Source organism: Psychroserpens mesophilus, assembly GCF_000826645.1.
GTDB classification, from domain to species: domain Bacteria; phylum Bacteroidota; class Bacteroidia; order Flavobacteriales; family Flavobacteriaceae; genus Psychroserpens; species Psychroserpens mesophilus.
This window is the reverse complement of sequence record NZ_JXJP01000008.1, coordinates 505,244-522,143: the sequence shown is the minus strand read 5'-3', so window position 1 is coordinate 522,143 and position 16,900 is coordinate 505,244. Positions and strand designations below refer to the sequence as shown.

General features: G+C 33.8%; 10 protein-coding genes. 8 read left to right on the top strand and 2 right to left on the bottom strand.

Annotation, left to right across the window (positions count from 1 at the left end; translation table 11 throughout):
• Positions 1–79 precede the first annotated feature (79 nt).
• Together TD18_RS09705 and TD18_RS09700 are read left to right on the top strand one after the other, a co-directional pair.
• Positions 80–790: an ion transporter gene (locus tag TD18_RS09705; RefSeq protein WP_040251773.1), complete on the top strand. Its 711-nt coding sequence runs from the start codon at positions 80–82 to the stop codon at positions 788–790.
• A gap of 87 nt (positions 791–877) precedes the next feature.
• On the top strand, positions 878–1,402 hold the full coding sequence (locus TD18_RS09700) for a DUF4136 domain-containing protein (protein ID WP_040251770.1): 525 nt from the start codon (positions 878–880) through the stop codon (positions 1,400–1,402).
• Positions 1,403–1,454: 52 nt separating this feature from the next.
• Here the strand turns inward: TD18_RS09700 and TD18_RS09695 are convergent, their stop codons facing one another.
• Together TD18_RS09695 and TD18_RS09690 are read right to left on the bottom strand one after the other, a co-directional pair.
• Complete coding sequence (locus TD18_RS09695) at positions 1,455–1,829, bottom strand: DoxX family membrane protein (RefSeq protein WP_040251768.1); 375 nt, start codon at positions 1,827–1,829, stop codon at positions 1,455–1,457.
• 85 nt (positions 1,830–1,914) lie between these two features.
• A complete protein-coding gene (locus tag TD18_RS09690; protein WP_040251766.1) occupies positions 1,915–8,028 on the bottom strand; it encodes an alpha-2-macroglobulin family protein in 6,114 nt (2,037 codons plus the stop codon).
• 185 nt (positions 8,029–8,213) lie between these two features.
• Here TD18_RS09690 and TD18_RS09685 point away from each other — a divergent pair, with 185 nt between their 5' ends.
• The 6 genes from TD18_RS09685 to TD18_RS09660 all read left to right on the top strand — a co-directional run bounded on the left by TD18_RS09685 (position 8,214) and on the right by TD18_RS09660 (position 16,865).
• A complete protein-coding gene (locus tag TD18_RS09685; RefSeq protein WP_040251763.1) occupies positions 8,214–9,173 on the top strand; it encodes a tetratricopeptide repeat protein in 960 nt (319 codons plus the stop codon).
• A gap of 55 nt (positions 9,174–9,228) precedes the next feature.
• A complete protein-coding gene (locus TD18_RS09680) occupies positions 9,229–10,179 on the top strand; it encodes a GSCFA domain-containing protein (protein WP_040251760.1) in 951 nt (316 codons plus the stop codon).
• A 160-nt stretch (positions 10,180–10,339) separates the two neighbouring features.
• Positions 10,340–10,882, top strand: coding sequence for a DUF6252 family protein (locus TD18_RS09675; RefSeq protein WP_040251757.1), 543 nt, complete (start codon positions 10,340–10,342; stop codon positions 10,880–10,882).
• Positions 10,883–10,893: 11 nt separating this feature from the next.
• Positions 10,894–12,762 (top strand): outer membrane protein assembly factor BamB family protein, encoded by a 1,869-nt coding sequence (locus TD18_RS09670; protein WP_040251755.1) that lies wholly within the window; start codon positions 10,894–10,896, stop codon positions 12,760–12,762.
• A gap of 100 nt (positions 12,763–12,862) precedes the next feature.
• Positions 12,863–14,908: an ATP-binding protein gene (locus TD18_RS09665; RefSeq protein ID WP_052461117.1), complete on the top strand. Its 2,046-nt coding sequence runs from the start codon at positions 12,863–12,865 to the stop codon at positions 14,906–14,908.
• A gap of 52 nt (positions 14,909–14,960) precedes the next feature.
• Positions 14,961–16,865: a tetratricopeptide repeat-containing sensor histidine kinase gene (locus TD18_RS09660; protein WP_052461116.1), complete on the top strand. Its 1,905-nt coding sequence runs from the start codon at positions 14,961–14,963 to the stop codon at positions 16,863–16,865.
• The last annotated feature ends 35 nt before the right edge of the window (positions 16,866–16,900 follow it).

The following is a 16,900-nucleotide window of genomic DNA, read 5'->3' as shown; positions in this document are numbered from 1 at the left end:
CTTAACGCAAAATCGATAAGACTTTTATAATTTAGGTCTGATTTTTAATATATTGCGATCAAATTATAAGGTATCAAAAATGAAAGAAAAAATTAAAAGCATTGTAGAAATTAATGACAATCCTACCAGTCGTTATTTTGCATTTTTTATTCAGGCTTTAATTTTAGTTTCGATAGTTACATTTTCAGTAGAAACGATTCCAAATCTCAAACCTCAGACGAAATCAATTCTCTATGCTATTGAAGTGTTTAGTGTTAGTGTCTTTACTATGGAATATGTGTTAAGGATTTATGTTGCTGACAGTAAGCCTAAATTTATATTTAGTTTTTTCGGAATCATCGATTTATTAGCCATTCTTCCGTTTTACTTATCCTTCGGAATTGATTTACGTTCGCTAAGAGCATTACGCTTTTTGAGATTATTCAGAATTTTAAAATTAGTGCGTTACAATAAAGCGATGAACCATTTCACGCGAGCTATCAAATCGGCTAAAGAGGAAATTCTACTCTTTGTGTTTATTACATTAATTCTTATTTATTTTTCGGCAGTTGGAATTTATTATTTTGAAAATGAAGCCCAACCCGAACATTTCTCATCCATTTTTGATAGCCTTTGGTGGGCAATTATCACCTTAACAACTGTAGGCTATGGTGATGTCTATCCGATTACTGTTGGCGGAAAAGTGTTTACGTTTTTCATCTTGATGATCGGATTGGGAATTGTAGCCATTCCAACAGGAATAATTTCTTCTGCACTAACGAAGTCGGTTGATACAAAAGAAACGGAATAATTTTTGTTATCTTAGTGAAACTTCAATTTTTAAATTGATTTAGTTGAACTAATCCTAATGTAAATTAGGATCTCATCAAAATTGTAAATGAAAAATATTTCAATCCTCTTAATGATACTTTTCGTATCATCTTGTGCACCAGTACGTGTGAATTATGATTACGAGAAAACAACAGATTTTAAAGCTTATAAGACCTATAATTATTACGCCGATTTAAATACTGGACTAAGCGAATTAGATACCAAACGACTTTTAAATGCATTGGATAAAGCCATGCAAAGCCATGGGTATTCATTATCTGAAACACCAGATTTTTTTATTGATATTAAAAGTAGTGAATACCAAGAAGCATCTCGAAGCAATGTTGGAGTAGGTGTTGGTGGAACAGGAGGTCGCGTAGGTGGTGGAGTTTCTATTGGAATTCCTGTGGGACAAAATAAATTAAACCGTCAAATTATTTTCGAGTTTGTTGACGAAAATAAAAACGGATTGTTCTGGCAGGCGGTTTCAGAGTCAAGTTACAGCCCGAATGCCTCTCCTGAAAAACGTGAAGTTCAGTTTCAAGCCATAGTGACTAAAGTGCTTCAAGGGTTTCCTCCGGAAATAAAATAAAAAACAAAAAAGAGGCTTAATTTAAGCCTCTTTTTACTTGTGAATAGTTTTTCTAATGTAATAAAGCTTTGTATTGGTCTTTATAACCAAATAAAACAGCAATGTTTAAGACGAGTAAAACCAAGGCTCCAGCAATATTTGCTTGATCTAAAGCAGCATGAAATAAAACAGCATTTACAGAAACACTCATTAAAATGAGAGCAAGTAATGCGCCAAATTTATTTAAGATTAATGCTAATCCTGCAACAATTTCTACAACAGCTACAAGTGCCATAGTTTTTGAATTCATCAATGCGCCAAAATAGGCCATAGCATCTTCAGACATGCCTTCAGGTGCTGGCAAAAATTCTAAAAATTTATTAAGTCCGAAGACTAAAACGAAAAGTCCGAGTAAAATTCTCAAGACCATAAAAACTTTTGAGTTCATATTGTTAGTTATTAGTTAGTATCTTAAATATAGTAATTTTAACTATAAGTTTGATATTGTCGAACGATTACTAACTTCCTAACAGTTAATTAGAACCAACCAAAATCCTAACGCCTTCACTATGACTACTAAATTCTGGAGCGTACATACTTTGAATGGTTGTGATGCCATTACTCATATTACCAGCATTATTCACTCTTAAATCGTATTCAAATACATAAACACCTTTTGGTAAATAGTCGAAAAAGAAATTGGTTGAAGCATCTTTTGTACTTTCATAATAACCCAATCCGTCTTGCCATTTGTATTGAGATAACACATTCACAGGCTCCAAACCAGCTGCTCGCATATCTTTCATATGAATAAATTCCATGTCACGATCGCTTCGTAATTCAATACGAACTGTTACTAAGTCACCAACATTCAATTCTGATTCTGCAGTAATTTCAGTGATCTGCTCACCAGTAGCTGTATTGGTCTTTTTAAAGAGTTTCTTCTTCAAAGATAATGGTGTTTTGGCTGAAGTAATTTTGTCTAAATCTTCAAAATATTGCCAGTATAAACTTCCCCAGGCAATCCCTTTACCTTTTTTGTTCAGTTCAACAGTTGCCATTGAAGGATTGATCTCTTCAGCAGACCAAGACGTTTTATAATAACCAGTTCCTGCTTCAACTTCAACATCTTTTAGTTTTGAAGGCGCAATCACGTGTCCGCCAATAACCACATCAACCATATCTGTTACACTTAACCAATCGCTTCCTTGTAATAATAAGGCGTAAACCGCTTCAGAGGTTGCTTTTGTGGTTTTCCATTGATTGGTTTGTTTGTTCTTTAACAACCAGATTTTTAAGTTATCTACAGTTTCAAGTTGTTTTGCTTCACTTAGTATTATAGATCCAGCTTCTGAAAACGCTTCTATTAGCAAAGCTTGCGTTTCAATTGGTGCCTGATACCAATACCACGAACTCGTGTTTTCTTTCCAATACATGCCTAATTCATCTGAAGTAATACTGGTTTCTTCCAATGATTTTAAAATTTTACCAGCTGTTTTAGGATCTTGTTGTCTGTGCATAACCAAAGTCATCAACCCTTTTGAATACAAGGATTTTTTTAGCCAATAGGTTTTAATCTGATCATAATAGTAATCCATAATGTCTGAAACTTCTTTAGAGGTTTTTAAGTTTGGAAGAAAACTTCTCATATATAAATACTGAAGTTGCGTATTGGTTAAATGGTCTTTAGATAAATCAGCTTCCGGATTGTATTTTCTGATGTTCTTGTATTCTTTTACAAATTCAGCATCTAAATAAGACATAGCATTGCTAATCATTTGCGTCTCGTCTGCGCTTAATGCGACATTCAACTTTGAAAGATGCGCAAAACCAGTAATAATGTGTTGTGTGATGAAACGGTTTTCTCTTCCGCCTTTAAACCAAGGCCATGCACCATTATGCATTTGATTGTTTTTCAAATTACGTTTTGCAGCATCTAACTCGTAATTCATTTTGTTTAAATCGAATAATAAGGCAATGCGTTTTTTCTGTTCGGTTTCATTTTGAGCATCTCGTAACCAAGGTGTTTCCTGAATTAAAATGGACTTTAATTCTTCGTTTTTCTCTAGGTTAGATAGTAGCGCATCTGCATTTTTCCATTGGTTGAACACCTCCTGGATTTTCGGATTGCTATTCGCAATATGACTTGCCAAAGCATTTGCATAATAACGACTAAACGTTTGCTCATTACACTCGTAAGGATATTCCATCAAATAAGGCAAAGCTTGCACAGCATACCAGGCTGGATTTGACGTCATTTCCAAAGTAAGTTTATGGTGTTTTAAAGTTGTTGAGGTAGTGGTTCTCAATTTATCCATAGTGAACGTTCTCGATTCGTTACTTTTAATCCACATGGGTAAGGTTTCGGTCACCAACATTCTGTTTGTTAGTACAGGAAGGAAATTTTGCTCACCATCACTAAAATCTCCTGACTTCGCTAGGATTTTATATTCTACGGCTTGAAGGTCTTCAGGAATTTTTAAAGTCCAAGACACTTGTGTATTTCCTTTTGCATCAACATTGAAGATTGCGTAGTCTGAAACAGGAAGCATCTCCAGTTTTTGAGTGATGTCTTCTCCAGAAATGGCATCTGTGAGTATCAATTTAGCCTGACCTGATAAGTTTTGGTCAGTAAGATTAGAAATTTTAGTGCTTATTGAAATCACATCACCTTGACGTAAAAATCGAGGTGCATTAGGAATGACCATCAATTCTTTTTGAGTTACAGACTCTAAGGTTGATACAGCACTTTCCATGGTTTTGGTGTGAGCTAATAACTGAAGTTTCCACTTGGTTAAAGCTTCAGGTGTTGTAAACTTGAAACTTACATGACCTACGCTATCGGTTTGTAACTGTGGAAAGAAAAACGCGGTTTCCTGAAGGTTTTTACGAACTTTAATGGTTTCTAACTTTTGTTCTTCTTCCTTTTCTTTTTCTGAAATTTCAGATAATATGGTTCCTCCACTTTGTTTGTTTTTTGGAATATATGTCATTCCTAATGCATCTCCAGAAATAGATTCTGTAGAGACATTCATAACAGCACTTGTTAATTCATCTTTACTTTTTGATGAAAAACCCGCAACAACAACCTCTTCTAATTCAGAATCATCTTCTACTATTTCTATATTATATCTGTAACTATAACTATTTCCAAAATAAAACCCAAACCAGTTCAGCTGATCATATTGTTGCTGCTGATAACCAGGATAATTTGCTTGCTGGTTATGAACTCTAAATACTCCAACTCCAAAACTTTGTCGTCCGCTTAGTCCGTACCTTGAATAATAGGTTGGCTTTTGTATTGGGTTGAACGTCCATGCATGTGGTTGAAACTGATCTAACGACATGTCGTACATACTCGCTAAAATTTCGGCAGTGACTTTTTCGCCTTTCGGACCTTTAACCTTAAAACTCCAGGTTTCATCAGTTCCTGGTTGAAGCTTATCTCTAAACGTGCTCGTTTCAATGTCTAAATCACTTTTTGGATAAGGCACATTTACTGGTATCTGACTGCCTGAAAATGTATTGAAAGCAGCATAACTGTAATGAATTGCAAATCCGCCAACATCGTCTTTAGTAACTGGAATCGTAATCGTTTTTTTATTGTTATTTAATGTAATAACATAGGTGTTGATGATGCTTTGATTCTTTTCAACACTTACAGTAACTGTGATGTTTTCTGCTGCAGAAGCTAAAGTGAGCTCTACAGTATCTCCAGTAGCGTATTGATTTTTATTAGTTGAAACATTAAATAGCTGTTGATCTGATAAGGTTTTGTCAGAGTCGCTAAATAAGGTTGTTCTGGTTTCGTCAGTAACGGTTTGACCAAATTTATCTTTGCTTTCCAACAGAATGATATATTGACCAGAATCCCATTTTTTGATGTTGCCAAGCGCTAATTCTTTGGAATCTTTAGTGTCAAATGAATCTTCAAAAACTAGTTTGCCTTTTTCCCAGTTAACAGGGTTTTGCTCATTGGTATAAGCTTCATGAGGAAACTTGGTTTTAAATTCTTCAGAAGAAATCACCTGATAATCTGGAGTATTCCATGGTCTTGGACGTAAGACGCGATCAGGAGCTTTGAGCTTATAGATTTTGATACTGCCTTCCGCTGGAACAAATTCACCATTTAAGTTTTTAGTAGAAATGTTGAGTTTATGGTCTTTTTTTGTGTTATCTAATTGTTCAGCAATTGAAATATGAGCAGTTAATGCATGGTAACCAACATTAATTGTGGTAGTCGCACTTTGAGTTTCGCCATTGAGGTCTGTGACGTCTGCTGTAACTTCATAGTTGAAAATTGGTAACGAACTTTTGACAACGCTTTCATCTGGAAGCGCTTTAAATGTAATATCGAATACTCCTTTATCATCTGTGATTGTTTCTCCATGTGAAATTTCCTGTGGCTCACTGTTAAACCAAGGTCTGTACCAATAATACCAACGAGGATATTGCACTTTTCTCACCACGCGATACACAACTTTGGCATTAGTGATGTTACTTCCAGCATAGGCTACAGCAGTTCCTTTAGCAACAACAGAATCATTAACTTTAAAAGTTTCAGTAACGGGTTCAAATTGGGTTTCAAATTTTGGTCGTTTGTATTCTTCTACTGAAAAATAATTATTCTGTCTAATGTCACCTTTGGTCGTTGTGATTTGAATAAAATACTGACCATTTAAACCTGAACCTGGTAAAATGAATTCGCCTGCAATTGACCCATAATCATTAGTTTTAAATTCTAATTTTGTAAGTTGTTCTCCATTGACATTGTGAAGCGTAGCAGATACCTTTTGTTCAGAAAAAGGAGAGGATTTGCCTCTTTGACGCTCCAGCAAAATCGCTTTAAAGTAAATGGTTTGTCCAGGTCTGTAAATACTTCGGTCTGTAAATAAAAACGAATTGTAACTGATGTTATCTGAGTTGCGTTCATAATCTCTGTAAGCATAATAACCATCAAAAAAAGCCGATTGGTTTTCCTTTGAAAGGGCTATACTCAAATTGAAATAACGCTCAGACGTTTTCTTTAAACGAATTTCGCCATGAGCATCAGATGTTAAGATATCTGAATAAAATCGGTTGCTATAATCTTTTTTGTACTTAATGGTTGCTGAAACCCCACGTATTGGGTTTCCGTTGGTTCTGTCGATGATCTGGTAAATCATATCACTTCCTGAAGAACGATCGATAACAGCAAAATCTGTCACCTGAAGTACTTGGGTAGCAAAGGTATTTTTATTGTCAGCGCTTTCAGCTAACACAATGTAATATCCGTTTTCAAATTTTGGAACGACAACTTCTGTGGTGTGATTTTGATAATCACCTTCATTTTTTAAGGACGTGTTCCATGTTGTAAACGTATTTTTGTTTTTCAGAAAACTTAATTTTTCTTCAGGTCTGTAAATGTTTTCAAAAGTTTCTTTTTGAGACAGGCTCACCTTATATATTTTGAAATTTAAAGCGTCAACATTCGTATAACTCACCAAAAATTTAGAGTAACTGTTAATAGGAATCACTGTTTCTGCTGTCAGACCTAATCGACCTGATAGAATTTGTGATTTCAAGACCTCACATTGTTGTGTAGCTCTGCTGTTTGGATAACGACTAATCACAATATTACATAAAGCGAGTGCTTCTTTGAGTTTCCAACGTACATCAGGATTTGTCGTTGGGTTGTACTGTTGTCCTTGTTGATACCAGACCGAGGCGATTTCAAAATCATATAAACCAGACACAGGTTGTGATTTCCAGCGATCACTTGAAGATTGCAATGTTTCCAATAAGACGGCATCTTTATTTTCAAAGGTTGCATGTTGCACAACATATTTTAAACGCTCTAAATCAACTTCTACTAATGCTTCAGGATTAGCATCTTTTGAATGAAACTGAATTAATTCCTGAAAAATTTTAAGTGCTTGTAATTGAAGCGAAGTGGAATCTTTTGATGTTAATTGAACAGCAGTGAATGTTTTTGTTGGACCTAATAGCGATGTATTGTCGATCTCAAATTTATACGCAGGTTTCGAAATGGCAGTTTCAGAAGTTTTATAAAATTGAAGCGCATTATGGCTCAGTAAATCGAAAAGTGTAGGTCGAAACGTTTTAGATCCTTCCTGTTCGTTAATGATGTCTTTGTAATCTGAAAGTTGTGTTTGCTGAAGGATGAGTCCGTTGTGTAAAGAGTTCTGGTAATGTGTTTGTATCTCACTGAATAAGGTTTGTAAGTCCCAAGTTCTGAAGTCGTCATCTACTTTTTTAGAGGTATTGGTACGATTGTAAAATTGATAACGATGCTGTTGAAAATACTGCCAATACATCGTGGCTAACATATTCTCAAGAATATTTTTAGTAGGCGTTTTACTTTTGGAGATTTCAGTTTTAAAGTCTTCAACAATTTTAAGTTGCGCTTCCTCTTCAAGTGTTAGGATGTATTTGCTCTTATGAAGCAAAGCTTTTATTTGTTGCGGTGTGTTATTTCGGGTTTTGGCGAGCTGCGAAATGGATTCGACAACTTTTAAAGCCGATTTAGGCAAGCCTTCAGATTCGTGCTTTGAGACGGTTTTCCATAAGGTTTCAAAATCATCAGATTGAGCAGCAGAAAAATTCGCAAAGCATAAGATCATCAATATATTGGTAATTAATTTCATGAATAGGTGTTTAAATTGTGTTCAATTTAGACTCAAAACTTCAACTACTAAATAACAAATGAGCGATTGAATCGTTTGATTTAGTGAAGTTATAAATTTTAACTGTAAACACATTATCTTTGTTGATTCAAAATCAAAAACAATACCAAGAAACTAAAAACAATTAATTTGCGTAACTATTATATATGAGACCTCTGTTTATTTTTATTTTAATAGTTCCATTTATTGGTTTAGGTCAATCTTCTACAATAGATACCGCAAAGCAATTCCTTCAGAACAAAAAATACAATCAAGCTGAAACAGCCTTAGAAGCTTATCTCATTGAAGCTCCGAATGATATAGAAGGTATTGAATTGCTTGGTGATGCCTATGGCCAGCAGGAAAAATGGGATGAGGCTATTGAGTCTTACAAAAAATTAGTAGAGCAGAAACCGTACGTCGCAAATTATCATTACAAATATGGTGGTGCTTTAGGAATGAAAGCATTGAGCGTGAGTAAGCTTAGAGCAGTAGCTTATATTGGTGATATAAAATCTGCATTTTTGAAAGCAGCAGAATTAGATGCTAAACATGTTAATACACGATGGGCATTAGTTGAATTGTACATGCAATTGCCTGGTATTGTTGGTGGAAGTAAAAGCAAATCACTTAAGTATGCTGAAGAGTTAGAAGTCCTGTCAAAAGTCGATGGATATCTCGCTAAAGGCTATATTTATGAATATGATAATGAGCCTGAATTAGCAGAAGAATATTATAAAAAAGCGATTAAGATTGGAGGATCATTAACCTGTTTTGATAAACTTACTCATCTTTATGAAACTCAAAAAAAGCCTGAAAAAGCCATTGCTAATATTGAAGAAGCACAAGTTAAACATAAACGAAATGCATTACATTATCAAATAGGAAAAGTCGCTGCAGAATACAATTTACAATTAGATAAAGGTGAGCAATGTTTACAAATCTATATTAAAAATTATTCAGCGGCAGATGGCGTGCCTAAAGCTTGGGCACATTACAGGTTGGCACAAATTCAGAAGCATAAAGGAGACAAATCTGAAGCCTTAAGATATATTGATTTAGCAATAGCAGCTTTACCTAAGATAGAAGTGTTTCAGGAAGAGAAATCAGATATTCTGAAACTTTAGTATCAGGTTTAAGGGAGTTATTTATCTTTAAGCTTTTAAATAACATCACTTTTTTATGGAACTTCAAACCAGACTTCCGCTTCAACCACAACAACACAATCAAATTGATTATCATTCTAAAATAGGATTGATTGGTTCTTGTTTTTCTGAATACATGGCTGAAAAATTTGAATATTATAAGTTTCAGAAATTTGACAATCCCTTCGGAATTTTATTTCATCCCTTAGCTATTGAACAGTTGCTTTTAAATGCAGTCAATAAGAAACAGTATTCAGAAGCAGATATTTTTCTTCACAATGAACAATGGCACTGTTTTGAAGCGCATTCCAAATTAAGCAGAAGATTAAAGGAAGATGTGTTAAATGCATTAAACACACGAATTAGTGCTACTCATGATTTTTTAAAGGAGGCATCTCATATCGTAATAACTTTAGGAACAGCTTGGGCTTATCGATTGATAGAAACTGATACGTTTGTTGCTAACTGTCATAAAGTTCCTCAAAAGAAGTTTTTAAAAGAATTGTTATCTGTTGAAGCTATTTCAGAATCTCTTGAAGCCATCATTAGTTTAGTTAGAAGCGTAAACCCTCAAGTATCATTTATATTTACAGTATCGCCTGTGCGCCATATAAAAGATGGTTTTGTTGAAAACACCCAAAGTAAGTCGCATTTAATTTCTGCTATACATCAGGTTGTAGAACCAAGACAGCAATTGTATTATTTTCCGTCTTACGAAATCATGCTAGACGAACTGCGCGATTACAGATTCTATAATGATGATATGTTGCATCCAAATGCTTTGGCTATACGCTATATTTGGGAGCGTTTTCATCAAATTTGGATTTCTGAAGAGTCAAACAAAACGATGCAAGATGTTGATCAAATTCAAAAAGGACTGAAGCATCGACCATTTAATGTGGTGTCTGAAGCGCATCAATTATTTCTTCAAAATTTAAAAATTAAACAAGCTGATTTGCAATCTCAATTTCATCATATTCAATTTTAAACCTCTTATTGACATTTAATTTTTCTGACTTTTCACTGCGATTATTGAATTAAATACCTGTTTTTCAAGTCTTTGTGAAAATATACGTCATATGACGTATTGTTTGCACTTCTATTTTATGACAAATTTGTGTCATTATTAACCTCAAAAACAATCAACAATGAGACATTTTAAAAACTTCATGGTATTAATCATGACATTAACCGCAGTAACTTTTACATCATGTTCAAATGATGATACAGGAGATGGCGATCCAGGACAAAGTGGAACTCCTTCAGGAGTTATGGTAGCGAAAGTAAATGGAAATAACTTTCAATCGTTAGCGCTTTCATCTTCAGCAACTATTGCAAACGATGGCCAAAATTTAGTAATTATTGCGACGAGCACAACAGCACAGGCATTTTCGTTTTCAGTTTTCGGATTTGATGGAACTGGTACCTATCCTTTAGGTGGAGGAAGTAACATTTTTAATAGTGCATCTTATTCAGAAACGGATGTAAATTTAAATAACCCTCAAAACTCTACAACTGAAATCTGGCAGGCGCCTTACGACGATACTGTTGCAGGAGAGCTTGTAATCACAGAGATCACAGATACTAAAGTTAAAGGAACGTTTAATTTTACATGTAAAAATGTTGGTGGTGATCAATCTATCAAAACGATTACAGAAGGTTCTTTTAACCTTGAAAAGGTTGTAAACTAAACCTTATCCAGATGAAAACGCTATTAATTCAATTTAAGAGCTTAGTGATGGTTGCATTCGTAATGAGTGCAACTTCACTATATGCTCAAAAAGCAGAAACACCAGATCATAACTATGACTTAGGTGCAAAAATAAATGAAATGACCATTACTGAAGGGGGAACAGTAGTTGTCGCAACTAACGATGGATTGGTCGGAATTAAACCAGGTCAAAATGATTTGTTATTTAATTTTACTGATTATGGACGTGTAAAACCTGAAGAATTATTTTATGTACCTCAGGCACCTTATGTTATTATTGGTCAGACAGGCTTTGCTAATCTTTCAACAAAAAAGGCTGTTATTGATTATATGTCTGGAAAAAAACTCTTTAGTACTGAAGATAACGGTTGGAAACAAGTTTACACCTGCGATGTCATGATGCCACAGAATAAATTAGTTGTGAGTGGTCAACGACGTGCAAATGAAAAATATGCAAGTGCTGTAGCAGTTTATGATTTAAATACTGGAGCAGAAGATTACCGATTTAATTTAATCGATCCAACAAAAGTGACGATGAAAAATTTTATGGTAACAGGACGACCATTACTACTTAAAGATAAATTGCTAATTCCAACAAGTCAAGGGATTTTAGCTAAAACGAAAACAGGCGAAACTGTTTGGGAAAACAAAGTCAAGAATGTGAGCTGGATGACTAATAATCTATCGGAAACTGACATTTATGCATTTGCGGGAACAGCTAATGGAAAGAATACGCGAATTTATAAAATTAATGCCAATGGGAGCGAAGCATGGGAAGACGAGCGTAAAGTAAAAGGAAACGTCTCTAATTTTCAAATCTTACCTCAAGGTTTAGCTGTTGTAAGTGATGTTGCAGGAGGAGATGGAGCTTTTGGAGCTGCTTCAGAATCAAAAATAACCATGTTTAGCGCTACAACAGGTGAGGATTTGTGGGAAAAAGCACCAAAAACTAAAGGTTATGTTCAGCATTTTTATATTATGGATGATGGGATATTATTCGGAATTGCTTCTGGTGGAATAAACAAAATCTCTTATGAAGGCAATACCTTATTTAAAAAACCATTAAAAACAGGTGAAAATATTTTAACGATGGCAGAAACACCACAAGGCTTAATTTATATTACATCTGAAGATGCCAATATTGTAAATCTTGAAACAGGTGAACAAATCTGGAATAAACCCTTAAAATATAAAAGAGCTGCTGCTATTAGCTCATGCTACGACAGTAAAAATAACAGATACTTAATTAGTGCAGATGATGAGTTATTTGCCATAGATGAAGCAAGCGGAGAAGCAACAACTTTAGCTGAATCTAAATTTGAAGGTAAAGAAGATCCAACAGGAGTTGAAGTTAGAAATGAAGGCATTTTGTTAACTTCAGATCAAAACATGATGCTCTTAGATTGGGATGGTAAAACATCATGGCACGAATATCATCGAGCACCAGGTAAAAGTGCTTTCGGAGCTATCCTTGCTGGAGTAACAGCTGTGGCAACAGCAACTACTGCAGTAGCGTCTTACAATGCCGCTAATCAAAATAGAAATAGTTTAGGGAGATATACCGACAGAGGTCAGCGTTACGCCGATTTTGGTGATGGTATGGCTGCGGCTTCAGGTGCTTCAATTGCAGAAATGCTTAAACGTTTTAAAGCTACAGCGGCAACAGAAAATGCTCAATTTATTTTAACCAAGTTAGACGACGGTGTAGGTTTGGTCAAGATAAATAAAGATAGTGGGATGGTAGAAAAAGAAATTATTTTAAAAGATAAAAAACCAGAATATCAAGTTGATGAATTTGGTGGTTATCTGTACTATAAAGCTAATGACAGAACCATTTTTACATACAATCTTAATAATTAAATCTTGTTGTTGAGATTATGATTGGGCGTAATTTTTGTAGGATTACGCTTAATCTTTTTTAATTGCAACTTGTCGAAAAAAAAGACACACCATCCTCATTATGTTATATATTCGTTTTGCTATTAATCAATTTTTTAAGAAAGCATCAGCTAATTTTATCGTCCCAAAAGACATATCAATTCTGATGCTTTTTTTATATCCTAAAATGAGAATTAAGTTTTCATCACTTCTTGTCCTTTTCTTTGTTTCTTTCTCTTATTCTCAAAATTTAGATAGCTTGTTAACGGTTGCGCGTTCTACTAAAGATGATTCTACAAAAATTAGAATGTTAAACAAAATTGCCTTCAGTTATATATTTAATGATACTGATAAAGCTCTTCAAATTATAAATGAAGGAAAATCACTTGCAAAAACTGCTGAGTTCAATTTTGGGCTAACTGAACTCACCAATACTCATGGTATTTATATGGATGTTACTGGTCAATCTGACTCAGCGAATTATTATTTTTCCAGAGCACTGAAACTAAGTAGAGATTATAATTTTAAGAGCATTGAGGTTATGTGTATCAATAACCTTGGAATGTTTCATTGGAATAGAAGTGAATTTGATGAAGCCTTACGATATTTTTTTGAAGCCTTAAAAATGAATGATAATGATGGAAGCGTTCAAGGGCGTAGTGTGTATTTAAATAATATTGGGCTCATATATCAGGAAATGAATCTCAATGAGAAGGCATTAAAGTATCACAATGAAGCACTCGAGATTAGAGAACAACTAAATTTAGAAACAGATCAGGTGGCTTCTTTAAATAATATAGGAATTAACCTTAAAGATTTAGGACGAATTGATGACGCTATTATGGCTTATAAAAAAGCTTTGATTATTGCTGAACGTTCACAAAATTTAATAGATTATTATAGAGTTTTAGATAATCTGGCTAATGCTTATTATAATAATGGCGATTACAATTTAGCAATTGAACATTATTTAAAAGCACTTGATAAACCCGAAGGATTTGTTGCTGATGAAAAAGGTTCATTATCAACATTTAGTAATTTAACATCATTATATAACGAAATAAATCAACCAAGAACAGCTTTAAATTACGCTAATAAAGGATTTGATCTCATTAAGAAGTTTCCGCATATTGAAGGCATGTCTGCAGATTTAAATCTTCATGCAGCTGAAAGTTATTACATGTTGCGTGATTTTAAAAAAGCACGCACTCATACTGCAAAATTTATAGCAGTAAAAGATTCTATTTTTTCAGATAGAAATGCTCAGGCAGTTGCCGATTTAGAAGTTAAATACGATACTGAAAAGAAGGAAAAAGAAATTCTGAAGCAACGTGCTAATCTTGCCGAACAAGAATTAACCATTCAGAAAAAAAACTATCAGGTTTATGGTCTGCTTGGACTTGCATTTATTTTCGGAGTAATAGGTTATTTGTTTTTTAATCAGCAAAAACTAAAAAACAAACAACTTCAAAAAGAAAATGAACTTAAAGATGCGCTTATAAAAATTGAAACTCAAAATCGTTTGCAGGAACAACGATTACAAATTTCAAGAGATTTGCACGACAATATTGGTGCACAGCTTACTTTTATCATTTCATCAATTGATAATCTAAAATATGGTTTCGATATAAAAGATGAAAAGTTGACGTCCAAACTTAATAAAATAAGTGAGTTTACCTCTGAAACTATATACGAATTGAGAGATACCATCTGGGCAATGAATAAAAACGAAATCACATTTGAAGATTTGCAATCCCGAATCTCCAACTACATTGATAAAGCCCATGTGTACGATGATCATATTCAGTTTTCGTTTGATGTTGAAGATAGTGTAAATCAGCAAAAAACCTTGTCTTCAATTGAAGGCATGAATATTCATCGTATCATTCAGGAAGCCATTCATAATAGCTTAAAACATGCGTCTGCGACCGAAATTAAAGTTCGAATTAAACAATTCAAAGAGCAACTTAAAATTACCATTTCTGATAATGGAAACGGTTTCGATGTCAATTCAGTGAAGAAGGGAAGTGGTTTAACCAATATGGACAAGCGTGCTAAGCATATTGGAGGCGAACTTGCTATGGTTTCCGAGCAAAATTCTGGCACTCAAATTATTCTGAAGGTGTAAAAAGGTTACCTTGGAAATTTGTATCTTTTTCTCGCTATTAATTAACTAAGCCATGAAATACTTCTTATTCGTGCTATTGATGGTTTTACCACTATCTTTTATTTGTGCACAACAAAACGCTGCAATGCTTAACGATTCTGCAATGGCATTATATAAAAATGATCCTCAAAAGGCATTAACTATTTTAGAGGAAGCACTCCGAATTTCTAAAGAAAATAACGACCAGTTTCAGATTTCGAAGTCTAAAAATAATTTGGGAATTGTCAACAGAGATTTAGGCAATTTTGAGAAAGCAAAGCAATTGTCTTCAGAAGCATTAAGCACTAATGATTCACTACTAAAAGCTTCGGCTTATAATAATATTGGAGTCGTGAATAGAAACCTTGCGAAATATGATGAGGCTTTGAAAAACTACTTAAGTGCTTTAGATATCTATCAGGCAAAAAACATGAAAAGTGAGATAGCCACGACTTACAATAGTATTGGTTTGGTGTATAGTTATAATGGAATTAATGAAAAAGCAATTGAGTATCATCTGAAAGCGAAAGATATTTTTGAAAGTCTGGATAACAAAAAAGGCATATCTGAGGTATATAATAACATCGCTATTATTTACGCAAATGATGGTGCATTGGAAAAAGCGCTCGATTATTTCAAATATTCCTTAGAAATTGAAGAGGCACTCGATGATAAAAAAGGAATGGCAGAATCGGTCAATAATGTTGGAGCAGTATATTATTATTTAAATGAAATTGATTCCGCATTGGTATATTTTCGAAAGTCCTTAGCCATCGAAAAATCAATTGGAGATATGGCTGGTATTTCCGCAAGCTATAATAATCTGGCGAATGTCTTAATTGAAACTGAAAGATTAAATGGTACTAAAGCCTATATCGATAGTGCAATGCATTTTGCTCAAAAGTCTAAAATAGCTGTCGATATTGAGTCTGCTCTAGATAATTATTCAAAATATTATGAAGCTAAAAATGACACCAAAACAGCTCTAAGTTATTTTAAAGAGCTGGTTGTATATAGAGATAGTTTACTTAATATTAAAACCAATGAAAAGATTACAGAGTTAGAAATTGAATATCAAACTGAAAAAAAAGAGAAAGAAATATTATCACAGCGAGCTGATTTAGCTGAACAAGAATTAGAATTAAATGAAAAGAATACGCAGCTTTTAGGATTAGCTGTTCTGGCTGTTATTTTGAGTTTGTTAGGTTATTTGTTTTACAGTCAGCAACGACTAAAAAACAGACAATTAAAAAAGGAAAATGAACTTAAAGATGCCTTGTTAAAAATTGAAACACAAAACAGACTTCAGGAACAACGATTGCGAATCTCAAGAGATTTACACGATAATATTGGTGCACAATTGACCTTTATTATTTCGTCGTTGGATAATCTTAAATACGGATTTAAACTTCCTGAGAAACTTTCAGATAAGCTAAAGACGATAAGTGAATTTACAACCACAACCATTTACGAATTACGCGATACCATTTGGGCAATGAATAAAAATGAAATTAGCTTGGAAGATTTACAATCAAGAATTTCTAATTTTATCGATAAAGCTAACCTTACTTCAAATACTGTTACCTTTAATTTTATTACGAATACTTCAGAAAATGAACATATTAAACTGTCATCTGTTCAAGGAATGAATGTGTATCGCATCATTCAGGAAGCTATTAATAATGCATTAAAATATGCTGACGCGAATACAATTTCAGTAGAATTTAATTACACTGAAGACCAACTTAAAGTTGATGTAATTGATGATGGAAAAGGGTTTGATATTGAAAATGAGCAGTTAGGAAACGGTATTCATAATATGAAAAAGCGAGCGCTTGAAATTAACGGAGAAATTAGTGTGATTTCTAACAAAAACCAAGGAACTCATATTCAGTTGCAAATAAATGACTTAAAGAAATATACGACAAATGACGTATAGAAATACTTTTAGATTTTCGTAACTTTTCATTTTTT

Bases quoted from the DNA above. Each gene is read 5' to 3' on its own strand.
- TD18_RS09705 (WP_040251773.1), top strand. From the start codon at position 80: ATGAAAGAAAAAATTAAAAGCATTGTAGAAATTAATGACAATCCTACC.
- TD18_RS09695 (WP_040251768.1), bottom strand. From the start codon at position 1,829: ATGAACTCAAAAGTTTTTATGGTCTTGAGAATTTTACTCGGACTTTTC.
- TD18_RS09670 (WP_040251755.1), top strand. From the start codon at position 10,894: ATGAAAACGCTATTAATTCAATTTAAGAGCTTAGTGATGGTTGCATTC.
- TD18_RS09690 (WP_040251766.1), bottom strand. From the start codon at position 8,028: ATGAAATTAATTACCAATATATTGATGATCTTATGCTTTGCGAATTTT.
- TD18_RS09700 (WP_040251770.1), top strand. From the start codon at position 878: ATGAAAAATATTTCAATCCTCTTAATGATACTTTTCGTATCATCTTGT.
- TD18_RS09660 (WP_052461116.1), top strand. From the start codon at position 14,961: ATGAAATACTTCTTATTCGTGCTATTGATGGTTTTACCACTATCTTTT.
- TD18_RS09680 (WP_040251760.1), top strand. From the start codon at position 9,229: ATGGAACTTCAAACCAGACTTCCGCTTCAACCACAACAACACAATCAA.
- TD18_RS09685 (WP_040251763.1), top strand. From the start codon at position 8,214: ATGAGACCTCTGTTTATTTTTATTTTAATAGTTCCATTTATTGGTTTA.
- TD18_RS09665 (WP_052461117.1), top strand. From the start codon at position 12,863: ATGTTATATATTCGTTTTGCTATTAATCAATTTTTTAAGAAAGCATCA.
- TD18_RS09675 (WP_040251757.1), top strand. From the start codon at position 10,340: ATGAGACATTTTAAAAACTTCATGGTATTAATCATGACATTAACCGCA.